At 41.3% G+C, this 19,641-nt stretch carries 17 protein-coding genes and 1 pseudogene; 13 read left to right on the top strand and 5 right to left on the bottom strand.

Annotated features, from left to right (window positions below):
- Nucleotides 1–165: 165 nt before the first annotated feature.
- The 10 genes and pseudogenes from KFZ58_RS17590 to KFZ58_RS17545 all read left to right on the top strand — a co-directional run bounded on the left by KFZ58_RS17590 (nt 166) and on the right by KFZ58_RS17545 (nt 9,607).
- Nucleotides 166–666 (top strand): GNAT family N-acetyltransferase, encoded by a 501-nt coding sequence (locus KFZ58_RS17590; RefSeq protein ID WP_235792579.1) that lies wholly within the window; start codon nt 166–168, stop codon nt 664–666.
- 117 nt (nt 667–783) lie between these two features.
- Nucleotides 784–1,293: a GrpB family protein gene (locus KFZ58_RS17585; RefSeq protein WP_235792578.1), complete on the top strand. Its 510-nt coding sequence runs from the start codon at nt 784–786 to the stop codon at nt 1,291–1,293.
- A 188-nt stretch (nt 1,294–1,481) separates the two neighbouring features.
- Nucleotides 1,482–1,664 (top strand): hypothetical protein, encoded by a 183-nt coding sequence (locus KFZ58_RS17580; protein WP_235792577.1) that lies wholly within the window; start codon nt 1,482–1,484, stop codon nt 1,662–1,664.
- A 34-nt stretch (nt 1,665–1,698) separates the two neighbouring features.
- The gene (locus KFZ58_RS17575) at nt 1,699–2,265 is read left to right on the top strand and encodes a DUF4256 domain-containing protein (RefSeq protein ID WP_235792576.1); all 567 of its coding nucleotides are present in this window, start codon (nt 1,699–1,701) and stop codon (nt 2,263–2,265) included.
- Between the two features lie 197 nt (nt 2,266–2,462).
- Nucleotides 2,463–2,819 (top strand): MmcQ/YjbR family DNA-binding protein, encoded by a 357-nt coding sequence (locus KFZ58_RS17570; protein ID WP_235792575.1) that lies wholly within the window; start codon nt 2,463–2,465, stop codon nt 2,817–2,819.
- 334 nt (nt 2,820–3,153) lie between these two features.
- Nucleotides 3,154–3,789, top strand: a complete 636-nt coding sequence (locus KFZ58_RS17565) for a superoxide dismutase family protein (RefSeq protein ID WP_235792574.1) — start codon at nt 3,154–3,156, stop codon at nt 3,787–3,789.
- An 86-nt stretch (nt 3,790–3,875) separates the two neighbouring features.
- Nucleotides 3,876–4,598, top strand: a complete 723-nt coding sequence (locus KFZ58_RS17560; RefSeq protein ID WP_235792573.1) for a sulfite exporter TauE/SafE family protein — start codon at nt 3,876–3,878, stop codon at nt 4,596–4,598.
- The gene (locus KFZ58_RS17555) at nt 4,598–4,801 is read left to right on the top strand and encodes a hypothetical protein (protein ID WP_235792572.1); all 204 of its coding nucleotides are present in this window, start codon (nt 4,598–4,600) and stop codon (nt 4,799–4,801) included. Before KFZ58_RS17560 ends, KFZ58_RS17555 begins: the two co-directional genes overlap by 1 nt.
- A gap of 256 nt (nt 4,802–5,057) precedes the next feature.
- Nucleotides 5,058–6,251, top strand: a complete 1,194-nt coding sequence (locus KFZ58_RS17550) for an MFS transporter (RefSeq protein ID WP_235792571.1) — start codon at nt 5,058–5,060, stop codon at nt 6,249–6,251.
- A 183-nt stretch (nt 6,252–6,434) separates the two neighbouring features.
- Nucleotides 6,435–9,607 (top strand): annotated as a pseudogene (locus KFZ58_RS17545) (DEAD/DEAH box helicase).
- 335 nt (nt 9,608–9,942) lie between these two features.
- Here the strand turns inward: KFZ58_RS17545 and KFZ58_RS17540 are convergent.
- The gene (locus tag KFZ58_RS17540; protein WP_235792570.1) at nt 9,943–11,220 is read right to left on the bottom strand and encodes a hypothetical protein; all 1,278 of its coding nucleotides are present in this window, start codon (nt 11,218–11,220) and stop codon (nt 9,943–9,945) included.
- 249 nt (nt 11,221–11,469) lie between these two features.
- On the opposite strand from KFZ58_RS17540, the gene KFZ58_RS17535 reads away from it, so the two are divergent.
- The 3 genes from KFZ58_RS17535 to KFZ58_RS17525 all read left to right on the top strand — a co-directional run bounded on the left by KFZ58_RS17535 (nt 11,470) and on the right by KFZ58_RS17525 (nt 15,146).
- A complete protein-coding gene (locus tag KFZ58_RS17535; RefSeq protein ID WP_235792569.1) occupies nt 11,470–12,480 on the top strand; it encodes a TAXI family TRAP transporter solute-binding subunit in 1,011 nt (336 codons plus the stop codon).
- Between the two features lie 121 nt (nt 12,481–12,601).
- On the top strand, nt 12,602–13,156 hold the full coding sequence (locus KFZ58_RS17530; RefSeq protein ID WP_235792568.1) for a DUF1850 domain-containing protein: 555 nt from the start codon (nt 12,602–12,604) through the stop codon (nt 13,154–13,156).
- Nucleotides 13,140–15,146, top strand: a complete 2,007-nt coding sequence (locus KFZ58_RS17525) for a TRAP transporter permease (RefSeq protein WP_235792567.1) — start codon at nt 13,140–13,142, stop codon at nt 15,144–15,146. The genes KFZ58_RS17530 and KFZ58_RS17525 overlap by 17 nt, the downstream gene beginning before the upstream one ends.
- A 525-nt stretch (nt 15,147–15,671) precedes the next feature.
- Here the strand turns inward: KFZ58_RS17525 and KFZ58_RS17520 are convergent.
- The 4 genes from KFZ58_RS17520 to KFZ58_RS17505 are packed head-to-tail and all read right to left on the bottom strand — an operon-like array spanning nt 15,672 to nt 19,610.
- A complete protein-coding gene (locus KFZ58_RS17520) occupies nt 15,672–16,682 on the bottom strand; it encodes an ABC transporter ATP-binding protein (RefSeq protein WP_235792566.1) in 1,011 nt (336 codons plus the stop codon).
- Nucleotides 16,654–17,694 (bottom strand): ABC transporter ATP-binding protein, encoded by a 1,041-nt coding sequence (locus tag KFZ58_RS17515; RefSeq protein ID WP_235792565.1) that lies wholly within the window; start codon nt 17,692–17,694, stop codon nt 16,654–16,656. The genes KFZ58_RS17520 and KFZ58_RS17515 overlap by 29 nt, the downstream gene beginning before the upstream one ends.
- A 39-nt stretch (nt 17,695–17,733) precedes the next feature.
- On the bottom strand, nt 17,734–18,690 hold the full coding sequence (locus tag KFZ58_RS17510; protein ID WP_235792564.1) for an ABC transporter permease: 957 nt from the start codon (nt 18,688–18,690) through the stop codon (nt 17,734–17,736).
- A gap of 14 nt (nt 18,691–18,704) precedes the next feature.
- Nucleotides 18,705–19,610: an ABC transporter permease gene (locus KFZ58_RS17505; RefSeq protein WP_235792563.1), complete on the bottom strand. Its 906-nt coding sequence runs from the start codon at nt 19,608–19,610 to the stop codon at nt 18,705–18,707.
- Nucleotides 19,611–19,641 lie beyond the last annotated feature (31 nt).

The following is a 19,641-nucleotide window of genomic DNA, read 5'->3' as shown; positions in this document are numbered from 1 at the left end:
GCTTCTAGAAGTTTATAGTTAGATATAATAACACGCCGAATCGAGAAAGGAAGTACAACATGAAAGGACCAGCTATTGAAATTGTAAATTTTGCCACAGGTCTTCCCAAAACGATTAAATATATTTAGTTGGAGAGGTTCACGCATCTAAGAGAGGGAGATTAATTTGATAACTAGAGAAATAGACACTTCTGATTCAGAAAAATTTGCCCAACTTACTTCTCAAGTTGAGGCAAGTTCCGAATATATGCTTTGGGAGGCAGGGGAGAGAAACATTCCACCCGAGCAACAAGAAAAGATGATAGAGCGTATTGGGGAAAGCGAGAACTCTACTATATTTGTGGCTGAAAATGATAACAATGAATTAGTAGGATATCTGCTGGTTATTGGCGGCAATGCAAAAAGAAATAAACACGCAGCTTACATTGTTATTGGTATTTCAAAAGATTACAGGGGACAAGGGATAGGAAAAAGGTTATTTAAAGATTTGGAACAATGGGCCTCGAACCATAATATACATCGTTTAGAATTAACAGTTGTTACCCGGAACGAAGCAGGGGTATCGCTATATAAAAAAATAGGGTTTGAAATTGAAGGGACAAAAAGGCATTCTTTATTCATTGACGGTGAATTTGTTGATGAGTATTACATGTCAAAGTTGTTGTGATTTTTTCTTAAACTAGATTGATCATGATTAGGGGGAGCACTTCGAGACTATTAGAGATTAAAAGCAAAGCCTTGGCTTGGTATCAAAGCTTAAATGTGAAGGGGGACCCCATACCCTATGGAACAAGTAAACTTTTATAATCAACAAATATTCAATCATGACGCGGAGAAAACATTCCTCTTTCAAAAGGAACGGATTAAAGAAATTATTCCAAACGTAGATGTACAGCATGTCGGTAGTACTGCGATACCAAATAGCCTTACAAAGGGTGATTTAGATATACAAGTTCGTATTTCCACGGGACAGTTTCCCCAAGCTGTTGAGGCACTTTCTACATTATATGAATCAAATGAAGGCAGTATAAAGACAAGTGAGTTCAGAGCATTTAAAAGTGATCTAACTAATCCGCCCCTAGGTATTCAACTTAACTTGATCGGTTCAGAATTTGATTTTTTCTGGAAGTTTCGAGATGCTTTGCTGCAAAATGATCCATACAGAGTTGAGTATGATAATTTGAAACGACAATTTGAAGCGGAATCGATGGAGGACTATAGGGAAGCTAAAAATGATTTTTTTGACAAAATCAAACAGACACCCGAATTCAAGCAATTGAAAACAAGGAGATGAATGCATGTTAGGTTATTATAGTTATAGATACCTTTTTGCAAACTGATTTAGCTACGGACATCGTATCAACAAGAACATGGGAATCCGAGAATGGTGATATGATCACATTAGAAAGTAAAATAGTCGAAGCTGACTATATCAATTAGCACACCCTAACTCACAACCGATATGAAAAATGGCGTAACGGTGTGCTCATACAAACCGAATTAGAACAATTCCCGCTTCGTTGGTATGGAGTTGAAGAATTTAAAATGCTGCTTGAGCAAGTTGGGTTTAAAGATATCGTAATTTCAGCGGATTATGAGTATGGACGATATCCAAATGAAGCAAATCAGATGATTACATTTGAGTCTGTTGTTGACAATAAGTGAAGAATGAGTAAAAAACAATAAGGTGGAAACAAACATGACAAAGAATATAAAGGAACTATCACCAGAACAGCGTGAAGAATTACTCAGTACATTGAAAACCCGTTTTGAAGAAAATATGAACCGCCATAAAGATCTTGAATGGGCTAAAGTCCAAGCAAAGCTAGATACGAATCCAGAGAAACTATGGTCGCTCCATGAGATGGAGAAAACTTTCGGTGAGCCGGATGTTGTCGGGTTTGATGAAAGTGAGGACAAATACATTTTTAATGATTGTTCAGCGGAGAGTCCTAAAGGTCGCAGAAGTGTTTGCTACGACCTTGCAGGGCTGGAATCAAGGAAAAAACATAAACCAGAGAATAACGCTATTGATATGGCAACTGCCATGGGAATTGAACTTTTAACAGAAAAACAATATCGAGCGTTGCAGCAACTTGATAATTTCGATTTGAAAACGTCGAGTTGGGTGCAAACCCCTTCTGATATTAGAGAACTCGGTGGTGCCCTTTTTTGCGATTACCGGTACGGGCATGTCTTTGTGTATCATAACGGTGCGTCCTCTTACTATGGTGCTAGAGGGTTCCGTGGATCGCTAAGGGTATGAAGTTTTGGGATCTGGCTCAAAAGGGTGAAGCTGTGTTGTCGGCCTAGATTGTTTGATATGAAGGAAATTGGGGTAAGAAAAAAGGAAGTTATGATAATTCTGTGGGATTATCATTTCCAATAGGGTAAGGCGCTCCTTGACCCATTTAGTTTGGCAAATACGGGCGTCTATTTAGATAGTTGGAGGAATGATTCCGTATGTTAACAAGAGAAGATATATTTAAGCATGTCAAAGAAAACTACGGTACATCGCCTGATTATCTGTGGGATAAATTTCCAAGTTATGCTGCGTTGAGACATGAATCTAACAAAAAATGGTATGGTCTTATAATGAATGTTCTCCCGGAGAAAATAGGATTAGATGGAAATGACGAAATAGATGTTTTGAATCTAAAATGTCCCCCTGAAATAAGTGACGGCTTAAGAGATGGAAAAACTATTTTACCTGGATATCATATGGATAAGGAACATTGGATTTCGATTGTTTTAGAACGTATTGATCAAGAAGGCGAAATTTATAATTTGATTGAGCAAAGTTTTCATTTAACTGAGTAAAAGGAATAATTTTACCAACGGGATATTTCTTTATAAGTTCCCCATTTTTTCGTATACAACATACGTGTTATTTGTTTTGCATCAATCATTGCCCGCTCACCGGTCATCTTTGCCCATTAATAAACCCAACCATATTTTCGTTTGGGTTTATTGTTTTGCTGTTCTGACATAACAACACCGTCTTTATTAAATTATAGCAGATTGTTGGTTTGATTATAATTGCTTTATTATCTTTTCCTTCCATCTAAAAAAGGCAATTTTCACAAAAAAGGTTTAAACTTCTCCTATTACGTAAAAAATGTAAATAACTAACCTTGAAGGGAGAAAATGCTAAATGAAGCGTTGGATAATGATTATTTTCGTTCTGGCCTTGGCCGTTGTCATGACTGCTTGTGGTGGAAATCAAGAGGAACAGGACAACCAGCAACAAGACAATCAAGATCAGGAAGAACAGACAAGCGAAGAAAACACGGAAAGTACGGAAGAAGAAGCTGAACAAACTAGTGCTATGGAAGAAGAGGAGAAGCTTGTTTCACTAAGTAATAATGATGGTGATGTTGTAGCAACCGCGACTCTAACAGAAGGTGAATCGGGCGTTGCGATTGAGCTTGAAGGAACTGATTTACCAGCGGGTACACTTGGCTTCCATATTCATGAAAATCCATCTTGTGAACAAGCTGGCGGTTTTGAATCTGCAGGAGGGCACTTTAACCCGACAGATGCTAATCACGGTTTCGACGATCCGGATGGTCCGCATGCGGGGGACTTGCCAAATATTGAAGTGAGCGAAGATGGAACAGTTGAGGAAGAAGTAACGGCAGACATGGTTACACTGGAAAAAGGTCAGGATAATTCATTATATGCTGACGGAGGGACTGCGCTTATGATTCATTCCGGGGGAGATGACTATATATCTCAGCCATCGGGTGATGCTGGTGATCGCATTGCTTGTGGGGTTATTGAAGAATAGATTTTTGCGAATGTCCGGGATTCATTCTCGGGCATTTCTTTTTGTGTTACGATTAACTGCATAACGATAGATTGCAGGTGTGTTCATTGGAATCATTCATTTTATTTATATTCATCATTTTAGTTGCTTCCATTCTTCAAACCAGTACTGGATTCGGCTTTTCGATTGTAGCCACCCCATTTTTATTATTGCTATTCGAGCCTCGTGAAGCGGTGCAAATTAATTTAATTTTGTCTCTAGTTATCTCAATCGCACTAATCATGAAAATTAGAAAAGATATTGATATGGGGGTGCTGAAACGGTTTATACTTGGGAGCATAGCTGGACTGCCAATAGGTATCTCCGTATTTTTGCTCATGGATATGACGCTGCTGAAACTTGGGGTAAGCATCATTATTTTGGTGCTTACGTTGGTGCTTATCCTCCGTTTTCGCATTGCCCAAACGAGAAGTCGGGATTTTACTGTGGGAGGGTTCTCCGGTGCATTGACTACCAGTATAGGTATGCCTGGGCCACCTATTCTACTTTATTTTTCCGGAACAAATACAACGAAGGAAAAATTGCGTGGGACAACACTGGCATTTTATCTGTTCGTTTATTTTGTGAGTTTAGTTATTCAGGTGATTTTTGCAGGGACATCGAGGGAGATTTGGGTATCGAGTTTGGCGGGGCTTCCACTAGTCATCGTTGGATTGGTATTGGGGCAGTTGTTGTTTAAGCGGATTAATCAGCGATTGTTTCGGTTGTTGACATATGTGTTGCTGCTGTTTAGTGGGGGGTATTTGTTGGTGCAGCAGGTTTGGGGGTGATGGGGCCGGGCGAAATAACCTGTTTTGCGGGGCAACGTGCTGCGACCTTAAATGTTCTGAACGAGGGACAGGGAAACGTGAATGCCGAACTGGGCGCCGTGAAAGCCGAACCGAGTGCCGCGAAAGCCGAAGCAAGCACAACGAGAGCCGAACAAAGTACTGCGAAAGCCGAACCGGGCTACATGAACTTTAGCCAATACTGAGAACGCCAGACAAAGCCCCCCATCGCGGCACGAAGCACTCTGACCGCTGAATCAAGCACCTCAGCCGCTGGACCAAGCGCTTTGACCGCGGAACCAAATGTCGTAAACGCGGGACAGAGCATTATAACCGCGGAACAAAACACTCCAGCCGCTGAACCCTCAGGCAATGTAATCACAAATACAATCCCCACCACCTTCCATAATTATCCCTACTCATGTATAATATACTTCGAGTACCGAAGGGAGGAAGTCTTACATGGGTTCACAACCGAACACGCAAGGTGCGCCGAAAACCGATAAAATTTGGACACGTGATTTTGTGTTTATTTGTCTGGCTAATTTTTTTGTGTTTCTAGGATTCCAGATGACACTCCCGACGATTCCTTTATTTTTGAAGGATCTAGGTGGCAGTGACCAATTAGTTGGAGTTGTTGTTGGAATTTTCACGTTCTCTGCTTTGTTATTTCGTCCCTACGCTGGTCATGCGCTGGAGTCAAAGGGAAGGGCATTCGTGTACATGATAGGTCTGGCCATTTTTGTGCTTTCTATCGGTGCATATGCATTTATAGCAAGTATTGCGCTTTTATTTGCTATCCGAATTATTCAAGGCATTGGCTGGGGATTTTCCACGACAGCGGGTGGGACGATTGCCACCGATTTGATACCACCTAAGCGACGAGGGGAAGGCATGGGTTATTTCGGTCTGTCCGGAAATATTGCGCTCGCCTTTGGGCCGGCACTTGGACTTACATTGGTTGGGATCATTTCCTTTTCACATTTGTTCTTAATTTGCGCAGCATTTGGATTAATTGCACTCATTTTTTCCTCACAAATTCGTTATAAAAAAGTGGAGAAATCCGAACATAAAACGACGACAGTTAAATTCGATATTTTTGAAAAAACAGCATTAAAGCCATCGGTGCTGTTATTTTTCATTACAACGACATTTGGCGGGATCGCTACATTCTTGCCATTGCATGCGATAGAACAAGATGTGGTGGGCATTCAGTTGTATTTTCTTGTATATGCGATCTTTCTAATGATATCCAGAACGTTTGCGGGAAGAATTTATGACAATAAGGGTCATGTATACGTCTTTCTCCCAGGTGCGTCCATGATTGTTATTGCGATGCTTCTGTTGTCGTGGCTCCCTAGCACGACGGTAATGCTTGTGGCGGCCGGATTTTACGGGCTTGGATTTGGCAGTGTGCAGCCGGCATTACAGGCATGGTCTGTTGAAAATGCACCGAATAATAGAAAGGGAATGGCGAACGCAACCTTTTTCTCATTCTTCGATTTAGGAATAGGCCTTGGCGCGATGATTTTTGGCCTGCTTGCTTCTGCTTTTGGCTATGGATCTATATATGTAACATCTGCGGGATTTGTCATGCTTTCGATTCTGTTGTATGTTTATTTGTTAGTGAAAGCTTGGAGGAATGTTGAACGATAATAAAAGGCCTGGCACGGTAGGTGGCAGCCTTTTACTAGCAACCGCACAGCCTCATCCCAAAAATTCAGCCCCATACTATATTACTAATCTCCCGACCCTCTAAAAAGCTTCCACGGTTTAAAATCTTACCCTTCTCGTTTATAATAGATATAACGAGACTGTAGAAGGTAGGTTTACAGAACTTTGAGACGTATTAGCGATATTAACATCCAAAAATTATTTCCAACCATTATTTATAAGCGCGGATTAGATTATTATAAACGAGATCTGGTGAGCGATCTTTTATATGATACGAAAAATCAACGATGGACTGCAACCGTCCAAGGTACGCAAAATTACTTCACGGAAATTAATATGAAGGACTTTGCCAATGGGTCGGTCGATACGTATTGTACCTGTCCGGCATTTGAAACATTTGGGTCCTGTAAACATATCGCAGCTACATTGATCAGTGTGGCAAACAGGGAGTCTGAGCGGGGAACGCCGGCATTCGCAAATTATGATTATCAAATGTCCAATCGCTTTATAAATGCCTTGGCCTCCATAGGGCAGCCCAGCACAACTGCTGAAATTTTACCTGAAAAGAAACCAATGCATGTAGAGTATTATTGCAAATGGTCGTTTGATAAAAATCTGGTTATCGAATTAAAAACCGGTGAAAAAAGATGTTATGTTGTCAAAGATGCGCATGATTTTCTGGAAGATGTTTTGCAGGGAAATGAACACTATTTCACGAAAACATTCACCTACAATCCAGATACACACTACTTCCAGCAAGAGGATTTAGTTATCTTTGAATTGCTTTATTCCATTTTGAAAAATGAACAAATATATAATGGCTATACATTTTATCATTACCGGGGAAATGTCAGTGACAGACGGTCGATCGTTATTCCGCCGTTGGTTATCCGAGAGCTTTTTGAAAAAGTTATCGATCGGGATTTCACGGCAGAAACACGAAATAGAAGCTATAACCCTGTCACACTGGAGACAGACACATTGCCGTTTCAATTTGCCTTGACCAAAAATGAACGCAATGACTTAATGCTCAAGATGGATGAAATAGGTGACGCCATCTATTTTAAAGCCTATGAAATGTTGTTCTACCAGGGGACATTTTATTTTCCGAGAAAGGAGCAAATCCCTGTATTGGAAGAAATTAGCCAGTTTGGGATGGGGACTTAGAACTGCCGATCAGTCAGACTCAGGCAGATACGTTTTTATCTGAAGTACTTCCTTCTCTGAAAAGGGTCGGCGATGTAGAAATAGCTGACAAAGTAGCGGCGGGAATCATTCAAGTTCCGCTAAGAGCGAAGTTATACCTGGAAATGAAGACAGATTGGATCACCGGCAAATTGGAATACTATTATGGTGATCATTTGGTAGATCCGTTTAGCGGTCGCAAGGAGAGCGATGTTATTATCATTCGTGATGTGGAAAAAGAACAGCAGATTATGCGTTTAATCGAGCATGCGAATTTTCATTATAATGGGCGTGAACTTTATATCGAAGCGGATGAAGAGGAAATTTATACATTCCTTTATAAAGTATTACCATTGCTTGATGGGCATGTGGAGCTATTTTTAACATCAGATATCCGAAATTTGATTGTCGAAAATGAACCGATGCCAAGCACAAACGTGAATCTGGAATCTTCTTCCAATCTGCTTGAAATTGGTTTCAATATTGATGGTGTGGATGATTCAGAGATCAATCAAATCATTGATGCTGTTATTGAAAAGAAACGCTATTACCGTATGCAAAGCGGTGCACTGCTTTCATTAGAGGGTGAAGAATTTTCCTCCATGAAACAGTTCTTCGATGATTTTGAAATTAAAAAAGATGATGTGCAGGACGGGAATGTCCATATGCCCGTATACCGCGGGACGCAAATCGATGAGTTAATGCAGACAAACAAGAATTATGATCCATCGTTCCGCAAACTACTGAATCACTTGAGGTCACCGGAGGATCAGGTTTATGAACTGCCGGAAAATCTGCAAGGCACAATGCGAAACTATCAAGAAACAGGCTTTCAATGGTTTAAGTCATTAAGCAATTATTATTTAGGTGGTATTTTAGCTGATGACATGGGCCTTGGGAAAACTTTCCAAAGTATCGCTTATATAGCATCAGAGCCGAGTGATAATCCGCATTTGATTGTGACACCGTCCTCTGTCGTGTACAATTGGAAAAATGAATTCGAGAAATTTGCGCCTGATTTAAAAGTAGCCATTCTGACAGGGACACCCATGGAGCGCAAACAGAAGATTGCAGAATTAACGGACATGGATGTATGGATAACGTCGTATGCGACATTGCGCCAGGACATCGAGCTTTATCGTGAATTGAATTTCCAGACATTGATCTTGGATGAAGCACAATTTATTAAAAATTATGCGACAAAAACATCACAGGCGATTCGCGGGATTAAAGCAGGAAGACGATTTGCATTAAGCGGTACACCAATTGAAAATTCAATTGAAGAACTATGGTCCATTTTCCAAGTGATATTACCGGGACTCATGCCAAGCCAGCGCAAGTTTAAACAACTGTCAAACGAAAAAATTGCATCGATGACAAAACCATTTATCCTGCGCCGTCTTAAAGGTGACGTATTAAAAGAACTTCCTGATAAGATTGAATCTGTCAGCGTTTCGGAGTTAACAAAAGATCAAAAAGATTTATATCTCGGTTATTTGCGTCAGCTACAGCAGGAGGCATCACAATCGATGGCGGAAAGTGGCTTCAACCAGAACCGCATGAAGATCCTGGCCGGGCTAACACGCTTGCGCCAAATTTGCTGCCACCCATCATTGTTTATCGAAAATTACCAGGGATACTCGGGCAAGCTTGAACAGTTGATGGATACGGTAAGAAACGCAATTGAAAATGGGAAGCGTATGCTTATTTTTTCACAGTTTACAAGCATGCATGAAATTATTATCGAAAAGCTAAAGCAAGAGGGTATTGATTATTTCTATCTTCATGGTGGAACAAGTTCACAAGAGCGCGTGGAAATGAGCGAACGCTTTAATAATGGGGAGAACAATGTCTTTTTAATTTCCCTAAAAGCAGGAGGTACCGGCCTGAATCTAACAGGCGCAGATACGGTTATTCTATATGATCTATGGTGGAACCCAGCCGTAGAGGATCAGGCAACAGGGCGCGCCCACCGCTTCGGCCAGAAAAACGTCGTTCAGGTTATTCGCCTCGTTACAGAAGGCACGATTGAAGAGAAGATATACGATCTGCAACAGAAAAAACGCGAACTCATCGATCAAGTTATTCAGCCAGGTGAGACAATGCTTTCCAGCTTGAGTGAAGATGATGTAAGAGAGTTATTGAGTATTTGACCCGAGGGATGAAGAGTGTGTTCGCTGGATGGAGAGCCGTGACCGAGGGATGGAGTGCTCTGGCCGCAGAATAAAGTGCTCCTACCGCTGGACAGAGCGTCAAGATCGCTGGATCAAGAATCCCGAACGTCTATAGAGAAGAGGAGGTGGACCTCAGATAATGCGGCCTCCTCCTTTTTTGTGTTTTATCGGCGGTTGCTGCCAATATATCAGCGGTAATCACTATCTTATCAGCGCACCGCTCCCTTTTATCAGCGATCATAGCGGATTTAGGGAGCCATGATTAATAAAAGCGAGCCAAAATCGCGTCAAGCCACGCAAGGCGCTCCTTTATCCTACTGATTCAACGTAAACAATTTTCTGGGCCGCCCTCTGGCATACGGCTTCTCTTCTCCAACCGCTATAATTACCTCACCACTTAAGAGCTTATTTATTGTCCGCTCGGCACTGCGTTTTGTTACATTGTAGTACGAGGCAATGTCATTGGATGAGAATGGTTCATTGTTGCGTACCGTAATAAAGTCAAGGAAATTATACGACAACTCATTATTAAGTTGCGCCTTGTGTATGAGCGAATGATATAATCGTGTTGTATCAAATTGCTTCTTGATTCCAAGCGGGCCAATCGTATCCTGCCGATCGTTAACAATATAGCAATTGCTGATTTCTGTCTGCTCCCCCCGGTCCAAAGCTAATTTTGCATGATCCTCTGCCTGTTTTGCAGTTAATCCAAGCCCGAACCCAATGTCTACAGGTGTCTCAAGCGTCTCTTCAATTTCCCGAATTAGGGGAAAATCGCGGTAATGCTTTGTGATATGATCCTGCAAACTTCTCGTACCGAATAATACAAACTGATTATGATTGGATAAAACTGAACTATCTGTTTTCCGTCCAAATTTTAATAACATATGATGAAGCTTGAGTAAAAGTTCATTTGCTGCAGATGCTCCTTTTTCCTTGGTTATGGCTTCTAAATGTTGAATCCGTACATGGCCTGAAACAATTTGGGGGCTCTTACTTTGGTTCAGTCTGACGGTCGATGCCGCTTGATCGATAGCATGCTCCAGATTTAAATTGGGAATGGTCATACAACTTGCTGGTATTTCAAGCTTACTTAGTCGCTGCTCTACTTCATCCATGGAGGTCAGGGCATGATCAATTTTTCCTTCATTCCAGAGATCATGATGATGTTTTACGATTTTATCAATTGTTATGTCACTCTCTTTTCCAAATTCGAACGTATAAATTTCTTTCTCATCCATTTCCAATTCACCAACCACTTTATTTACATGTACATGATCGGACACATCAATGGAAAAGCGCTTAAGGTCATTTTTAAGACGGTATAAAGATGTTAAGATCATGTATTCGTCGAAAATCACTTGAACAAAAGGTAGTCTTTTTTTGTTGATTTTTTCATATGCATATAAATAGGGAAGGGCGCCTGCAAATAAATAAATGTCACACATCAAAGCTTTATCGATTAATGCGTTTAAATCTTTTACATTTACATATGTGAATGGAATAATTTCTAAATCATTCCGTTCATCTACTAACTCTATTATTCGATCCATTATCTCTTTTCTACCAAATACTGCTATTTTCACTCGCATAAAATACACTCCTATTTGTTTAGTTAAACGTAAAGAAAGTAACGCCATTTTGACTGAATTCTACTGCTGGCAGTACTTTCTTCTTACCGCACCTGTATATATTACTATTATGATAGTGAATTTTCTCAAAATTGTCAAGACACATAAGGCAATAGTTAAATAGTACTATTCATAAAGACTTGACATATTCATGAAAACGGTTAAAATCTAATTAGTATTATAGTTTTATAAATTACAAGGGGGAGTTTCATGAAACAGAATAAACTGTTGTTGTTTGGTATGTTGCTATTTGCAGTCCTGATGCTATTAGCAGCATGTGGCGGAGAAAGTGAAGACACTGGCGGAGAAGCTGAAGGTGATGATGGTGGTGGAAGTGAAGAAGCACCTGAATTCTTGAGTATGCTTACTGGTGGTACTAGCGGTACATATTATCCGCTGGGTGGTGAGATGGCGCAAAATATCGGTGATGATACTGGGATTCAAACAGATGCGTTATCATCGAATGCTTCAGCCGATAATGTGGTAGCACTTCAAAACGGGGAAGCTGAACTAGCCATGGTACAAACGGACGTTATGTCCAATGCGGTGGAAGGTGTCAACTCGTTTGAGGGAGAGCCGGTAGATAACGTATTAGCCATCGGATCCCTTTATCCGGAAACCATTCAAATTGTAAGTAGCGCTGATTCAGGCATTGAAACTGTAGAAGACTTAGAAGGGATGGCCGTATCTGTAGGGGCACCAGGTTCGGGGACTTATGTGAACGCTGAGCAGATCCTGGAGGTGCATGGACTTTCCATGGATGATATTAATGCACAGAATCTTGACTTCGATGAATCAACATCGGGAATACAGGATGGCAACATTGATGCAGCATTTATTACATCCGGTACGCCAACCGGGGCAGTAGAAGGTTTGGGGGCTACTGTAGATATTTCCATTGTTTCTATGGAAGAAGATAAAATAGCTGAATTGATTGAACAATATCCTTATTATGCAGAAGATACCATTGAGGCAGGAACTTATGGTTCGGTGGATGAAGATATAACTACAGCTGCTGTTATGGCAATGATGGTTGTAACTGAAGATATTCCTGAGGATACAGTCTATGAAATCACCAAATCCATGTATGAAAATGCGAGCGAAATGGCACATGACAAAGCTGAACTAATCACAACTGAAACTGGACTTGACGGGGTTGGTATTGATTTACATCCCGGTGCACAGCGTTACTTTGATGAAGAAGGAGTAAGTGCAGACTAATTGGACTTCGTATAAATGGAATGGCCGGCAACCATTCTTCTGAGGGGGTGGCTGCCGGTTATTTTCAATTTGCTGTACTTTTTGATAGGACAAGAGAATTTTTTTAATGGGTGAATGATCAATGAGACATCGAAAAGCTATATTATTTGTCAGTTTTTTCATTATTGTAATTGTCGTTGTTCTATTCATTCCTTATCGGACAGCTTTGGTATTTTATGAAGAAAATACAGACCATATTGAAGCGTTTCTTCCGATAAAATCCGGGGAAACATTTCAAATTATATTTAAACATTCTATCCATTTAACAGATGTTGTGGAAAAATACATAGTGACTGCGGACCACGACATAAAGCAATATGAGATGGTTTATGAAGAATTTGGAATCGGCATGCCATCCAATGCAGGCCCCGGGGAAACATTTGCTTATGAGGACGGAAAGTATCATTTAAAGGATTTGGATAATTACTTTTCTTCTATGAATATACGAAATGGAAAAACGGTTTCAGAGCATCGCCTCATATGGGAGTCAAGCAACGATGACAGTTCTTCAGAGAAAGAGTATATGGCCTGGTTTAATAGGTATTTTGAACCTGGCGCATGGTTTACTGTTCAGGTGGAACGGCTGTCTCTTTGGGAACGCTTGAAAGGAGTGAAAATTCATGAAGGAAAACAATAGTAATCAAATGACAGAAGAACAACAAGAAGAATTAATGGCGAAATATGATGCTGAGGCCAATACGAGGACATCAAAAGGCTGGATTGGTTATGTGGTCTTTTTTGGATTAATCGCTTTTTCTCTATTCCACATTTATACCGGGATATTTGGTCAATTTACAGCGTATATCCAGCGAACGGTACACTTGGGTTTTGCATTATCACTTATATTTCTTTTATTTCCGGCAAGGCGTAAAACGAAGAGAACATCCATACCGTGGTATGATTACATATTAGTGCTGCTGTCAATAATTGTTACCGCATATTGGCCGTTGTTCTATGAGACGTTGGTACAACAGATCGGCGGGGTAGACACGGCTCAAATGATTATAGGTGGTATAGCTATTTTACTTGTTTTGGAAGCGTCCAGAAGAGCTGTCGGACTTCCAATTACGATTATTGCATCAGCCTTCTTAGTTTATGCTTATTTCGGCCAACAAATGCCTGGCATGCTGGCACACCGAGGCCTCAGTCTGGAACAATTAATCGACTCGATGTACTTTACAACAGAAGGGATTCTTGGTACACCGTTGCAGGTATCATCTACCTATATTTTCCTCTTCTTGCTATTTGGAGCATTTCTTGTACAGACAGGTGTCGGGACGTACTTTAATGACCTGGCTATTTCATTGGCAGGCAGGCGTACTGGCGGGCCTGCGAAAGTTGCGATTTTCTCCAGTGCCTTGAATGGGACGATTTCCGGTAGTTCTGTCGCAAACACCGTAACAACAGGCTCCTACACGATCCCTATGATGAAAAGATTGGGTTATCGAAAGAACTTTGCTGGGGCAGTAGAAGCGGCGGCTTCCACTGGTGGGCAAATTATGCCGCCGATAATGGGTGCTGCAGCGTTCCTGATGATCGAATTTGCAGGTGAAAGCTACTGGAATATTGCTAAGGCAGCAACTATTCCTGCTATATTATACTTTACCGGGATCTGGGTTATGACACATCTTGAAGCAAAGCGTACAGGTCTGCATGGTTTACCGGAAGAAGTAATCCCAAAAAAGAGAACTGTATTGAAAAAAATACATTTGTTACTACCGATTCTGTTAATTGTATATCTCTTATTTGCCGGATTTAGTATTGAGCGGACAGCCATCTATGGTATTGGTGCAACGATACTTGTCAGTTTGTTTAGGAAAGATACGAGAATCAACTTTAGCAGGTTTATTGTGGCATTGCAGTCCGGTGCAAAAACAGCATTGGGAGTTGCGGCGGCTACTGCCTGTGCCGGTATTATCGTTGGTGTTGTGACGAAAACCGGATTAGGGTTGAAAATGGGGAATAGTCTTGTAAGCATTGCTGGAACATTAGCAACCTCGCCGGAAGTCCAATTACTGCTGACACTGGTGTTTACTATGATTGCTTCAATTATACTAGGAATGGGATCGCCAACAACAGCTAATTATATTATTACATCAACCATTGCTCTACCAGCAATTCTGGCATTGAATGATCAGCTGGAGGTAGCTATCCCGGTATTAGCTGGACATATGTTTGTATTTTACTTTGGTATTGTTGCGGATATCACGCCACCTGTTGCTCTGGCAGCATTTGCGGCGACAGGGATTTCCGGCGGGGAGCCGATTCGTACCGGCTTTAATGCGTCAAAATTAGCTATTGCTGCGTTTATTATTCCGTACATGTTTGTGTTGAATCCACAGTTGTTAATGATTGATGCAAATTTCATCGAGATTACCTGGTCGCTCTTTACTGCACTTATTGGGATGATAGCGATCGGGGCAGCAATCATCGGATTCTGGTATCGAAAACTACACTGGGCCGAGAGAATCCTTGTAGCAGTAACAGGTCTGATGTTAATGTATCCAGAAGGAAATTCAGATATCATAGGATTTTCAGCCTTTATTGTACTACTTATCATCCAGCTATTTACAAGGCAGGATAAAAAGATCGATGATGAAGTCCAAAAAACGGGTAGTGAGGGATAGTAAAAGTAGACATTGAGCTAACTGTTAAAATACTTTTTAAGCGTTTATTGTACTGTTTGCTATAATCTCCGTTCGGGTGAGCGAAGGGCGGATGCGCACCCTTAGGGCAAGGCCTCAGCCTTCGACGCACAGGACGTGCTAGTGCAGGTGTTGCGACAGGACGTCGCGAACTTAACCTGCCTCGAGAAAACCACTCTGCGGGGTCTTCGGACACGTGCTGGGACTGCGCGTAAATGCTCGCCCCACCGAAGACATTTGTTCCCGCAGGAGTCACCTCCCTTCGCTCACCCGAACTAATGAGGCGGTTCGATGTTTTGAATATTGATTATTAATGTATTAAGCGGCAGTAAACACAACACCAGCGTAGTGTATTTCCGTAGCGGGTAAATGCACCCATCATCTATTACTATGTCGTAGTTTTATATCAACTACGAAGGTTTAAAAGCAACAACTCTTACGAAAAAAGCCAAATAAAATAAGTAAAAGCGCTCCAGCTACGTGGCTCGGAGCGCTTTTGGTATTGCTTTATCTAGTTGGCTGATGCTCGCCTGATTCAATTTCTTCCATATAGTGACAAGCAGCTAGGTGACCGCCTTCCATATAATCCGCATTGCGAAGTTTAGGTACTTCATTGACACATTTTTCTGTTGCAAATGGACAACGCGTATGGAATCTGCATCCTGTTGGTGGATCTATTGGTGACGGTACATCACCTTTCAAGACAATCCGTTCCTTTTTCGTTTCCATCTTTGTACTCGGAATAGCAGACAATAGTGCCTTTGTATACGGATGCTGTGCACCTGAGAAAAGTGATTTCTTGTCCGCGATCTCGACAATTTTGCCTACATACATGACGATAATACGATCTGATATGTGCCGCACAACGCCGAGATCATGTGAAATAAATAAATAGGTTAAATCAAAATCTCGCTGCAATTTTTTCAATAGATTGATAACCTGTGCCTGGATAGATACATCTAATGCTGATACTGCTTCATCAGCAACAATAAGTTGTGGATTAACAGATAGGGCACGGGCTATACCAATTCTTTGCCGCTGCCCGCCACTGAATTCATGTGGCATTCGATCTACTTGATGCTCACCAAGGCCAACTGTTTTCAAAAGCTCTATAATTCTATCATTACGTTCTTTTTTGGGTACAACATTTTGTATTTCCATGGCTTCGTTCAATATCTGGCGAACGGTTTGCCGCGGGTTTATTGATGCGTATGGATCCTGGAAAATCACTTGCATATTTTTACGTGTTTTGTTCATTTTCTTTTTGCTGAATGATAGCAAGTCTTCTCCGTCGAATTCCACTTGTCCGCCTGATGGCTCATCAAGCCGGAGAATTGCACGGCCAGTCGTGGACTTTCCACAACCGGATTCACCTACAATACTTAGTGTTTCTCCCTCATAAATAGAAAATGATACACCATCAACTGCTTTTACATGGTTAACTGTTCGACCTAGTATTCCGCCTTTAATCGGAAAATGTTGCTTTAGATCAGTAACTTTTAGAAGTTCTTTCGTCATTAACATTCACCTCCGGATCGCCATCCCATTCATCTGTATAAATCCAACAGCGAATTTGATTTCCGTATTCGTCTGTTTCTAATTCTGGAAGTTTATTCTTACAAAGCTCTGTTGCAAATGGACAGCGTGGTGCAAAGCGGCAGCCTGTTGGCATTTCCGCCGGGCTTGGTACGGTTCCTTTAATAACAGGCAAATCGCCTTCTATATCATGATCATTTGGAGGTATAGAGTTAAGCAGGCCAACTGTATATGGATGTTTCGGATCATTGAAAAGTGTATTCACATCTTCATATTCGACGATTTGGCCACCATACATAACAGCGACATAATCGCATGTTTCAGCAACGACCCCCAGATCATGGGTGATTAAGAGCATACCCATTCCTAATCTCTCTTGCAGATCATTTATTAATTCAAGAATCTGGGCTTGTATGGTTACATCAAGTGCTGTTGTAGGTTCATCTGCAATCAGAAGCTCTGGATTACATGCAAGCGCGATTGCAATCATAACCCGCTGCCTCATCCCTCCTGAGAGTTCATGCGGATATTGATTAATTCTTTTTTTCGGGGAAGGGATCCCTACAAGTTCAAGCATCTCAATGGAACGCTGCTTTGCTTCTTTTTTTCCTAAACCTTCATGTGTTATATATGCTTCACTGATTTGCTGCCCAACCGTATACGTAGGATTTAAGGAAGTCATCGGTTCCTGAAAAATCATGGAAATTTCGTTACCGCGAATTTTTCTCATCTGGGCATCTTTCTTATCGAGAAGGTTTTCGCCTTTAAATTTTATTTCCCCACCAACAATTTTTCCTGGTTCATCGATTAGACGGAGAACAGAAAGCGCGGTAATACTCTTTCCGGAGCCGGATTCGCCTACAACTCCTAGTGTTTTCCCTTTTGGGAGGGAAAAAGTTACACCGTCAACTGCTTTCACCTCTAAATCTTTTGTAAAAAAAGAGGTTTGCAGCTCATTTATTTCTAGTATATTTTCATGAGAATTAGTCTCCATTGTCATATCACCTCAGCCTTTTCTAATTCTAGCAAGCCATTAATCCAGTTCGATTCGTTTATTTAAGAAGCGATACGCTATATCGACAAGTAGGTTTACCAATACGAACAAGAGTGCAACGACAAGTATAGCGCCTTGAACAATTGGGAAATCCCGGGCTGTGATTGAGTCGATAATTAATTTGCCCATTCCATTAATCGCAAAAACAGTTTCTGTTAGAACGGTACCACCCAGAAGTGACCCGAACTGTAGACCGACAATCGTAACTACGGGAATTAACGCATTCTTTAGTGCATGGCGATAGATGACAATGCGCTCTTTAACCCCTTTTGCCCTTGCTGTACGGATATAATCCTGATCAATAACATCCAGCATACTGGAACGGGTCATACGAGCGATGATTGCCGCACCACCAGTGCCAAGTGTAATGACAGGTAATATGACTTGTTCGAAACTACCCCAACCTGATGGTGAGAACCATGCCGTGTCGTTTAAGAATGGAACCCAGCTTGGTAAGTCAATTCCGATGGCAAACCATTGAATTAACATCAATCCCAGCCAGAAATTGGGCATGGATAGCCCGAACAGCGCAATGAGCATAAGGGAAGTATCTGCGAAGGAATTTCGTCTTGTAGCAGAAACAATCCCAGCTATTAATCCCATAAATACACTTAAAATGGTACTGTAAATGGCGAGTTCTACCGTTACCCAGAATCTGCCGCCAATTTCTTCTGTGACATCCCGCCCACTTCGAATAGAGCTTCCTAAATCACCTTGAACTGCATTTGAAACATAGTTAAAATATTGCACGGGTAATGGATCATTTAAGCCTAATCGTTCTTCCATAGCTTCAACTGTTTCCTTTGGTGCACTTTCACCTGCCATGATTTGAGCAGGATTACCGGGAACAAGGTGCATTAAGCTGAATACAAGTATAGAAACCCCTATTAATACAGGGATGGTTTGAATGAGACGTCTGATAATAAATTTAAACATGTTCCTCCACCTCTCTACTCTTTCATCTTCGGATCAAGTGCATCTCTTAATCCATCACCAAGAACATTAAATGCAAGTACAACAGCAACAATCATAATACCCGGGAAGAATGCAACGTGCCAGGCGTTATATAGATAATTACGTCCATCTGCCAGCATAGCGCCCCACTCCGGCATCGGCGGCTGTGCTCCAAGTCCAAGAAAGGATAGGCCACTAGCTGATATAACAGCTGTCGCAATATACATTGTAGCTTGTACAATGATTGGTGAGGTAATATTCGGAAATATATGTTTAAATATAATACGTGCATCACTGGCACCTAAAGCTTTCATCGCATCTATGTATTCAAGGTTTTTTACAGAAAGTGTTGAACCTCGTGTAATTCTGGCAAAAACCGGGAGTGATGAAATAGCTACAGCAATAATAACGTTGTTCAAGCTACTACCTAGTACTGTCACAATTGCGAGTGCTAATAGAATACCAGGGAAAGCTAATAGTACATCCATACATCTCATAATGAACGAATCTGTACGTTTGCCGTAATAACCGGAAATAATTCCAAGCAATACGCCAATGGTACCGCCTAATGCTACTGAGAAAAAGCCAATATATAATGTGATGGACATCCCATGCAGAATTCGACTAAAAATGTCACGTCCAAAACTATCCGTACCAAACCAATGGTCAGCGGATGGCGGAGCAAGTTTATTTACAAGGTCCTGCGCATACGGATCAAAAGGCGCCACAAACGGTCCAACTATTGCGACAATAATGAAAAAAAGTATTAGAATACCACCGACCATCGCCGGTTTGTTCCTCTTGAGTTTGTTATAGACAATCTTTAAATTCTTCAGGCGGGGGTTAGGTGGTTTAACAGCAGTTTTGGGATCGTCTATGATTGTCTCTCTTTCTACACTCATGGCTTGTTTACTCCCTTTCTCGACAAATTAT

Source organism: Virgibacillus sp. NKC19-16, assembly GCF_021560035.1.
GTDB lineage: Bacteria > Bacillota > Bacilli > Bacillales > Amphibacillaceae > Virgibacillus_L > Virgibacillus_L salidurans.
Note: the sequence above shows the minus strand (reverse complement) of the source record. Positions and strands in the feature narration are given on the sequence as shown.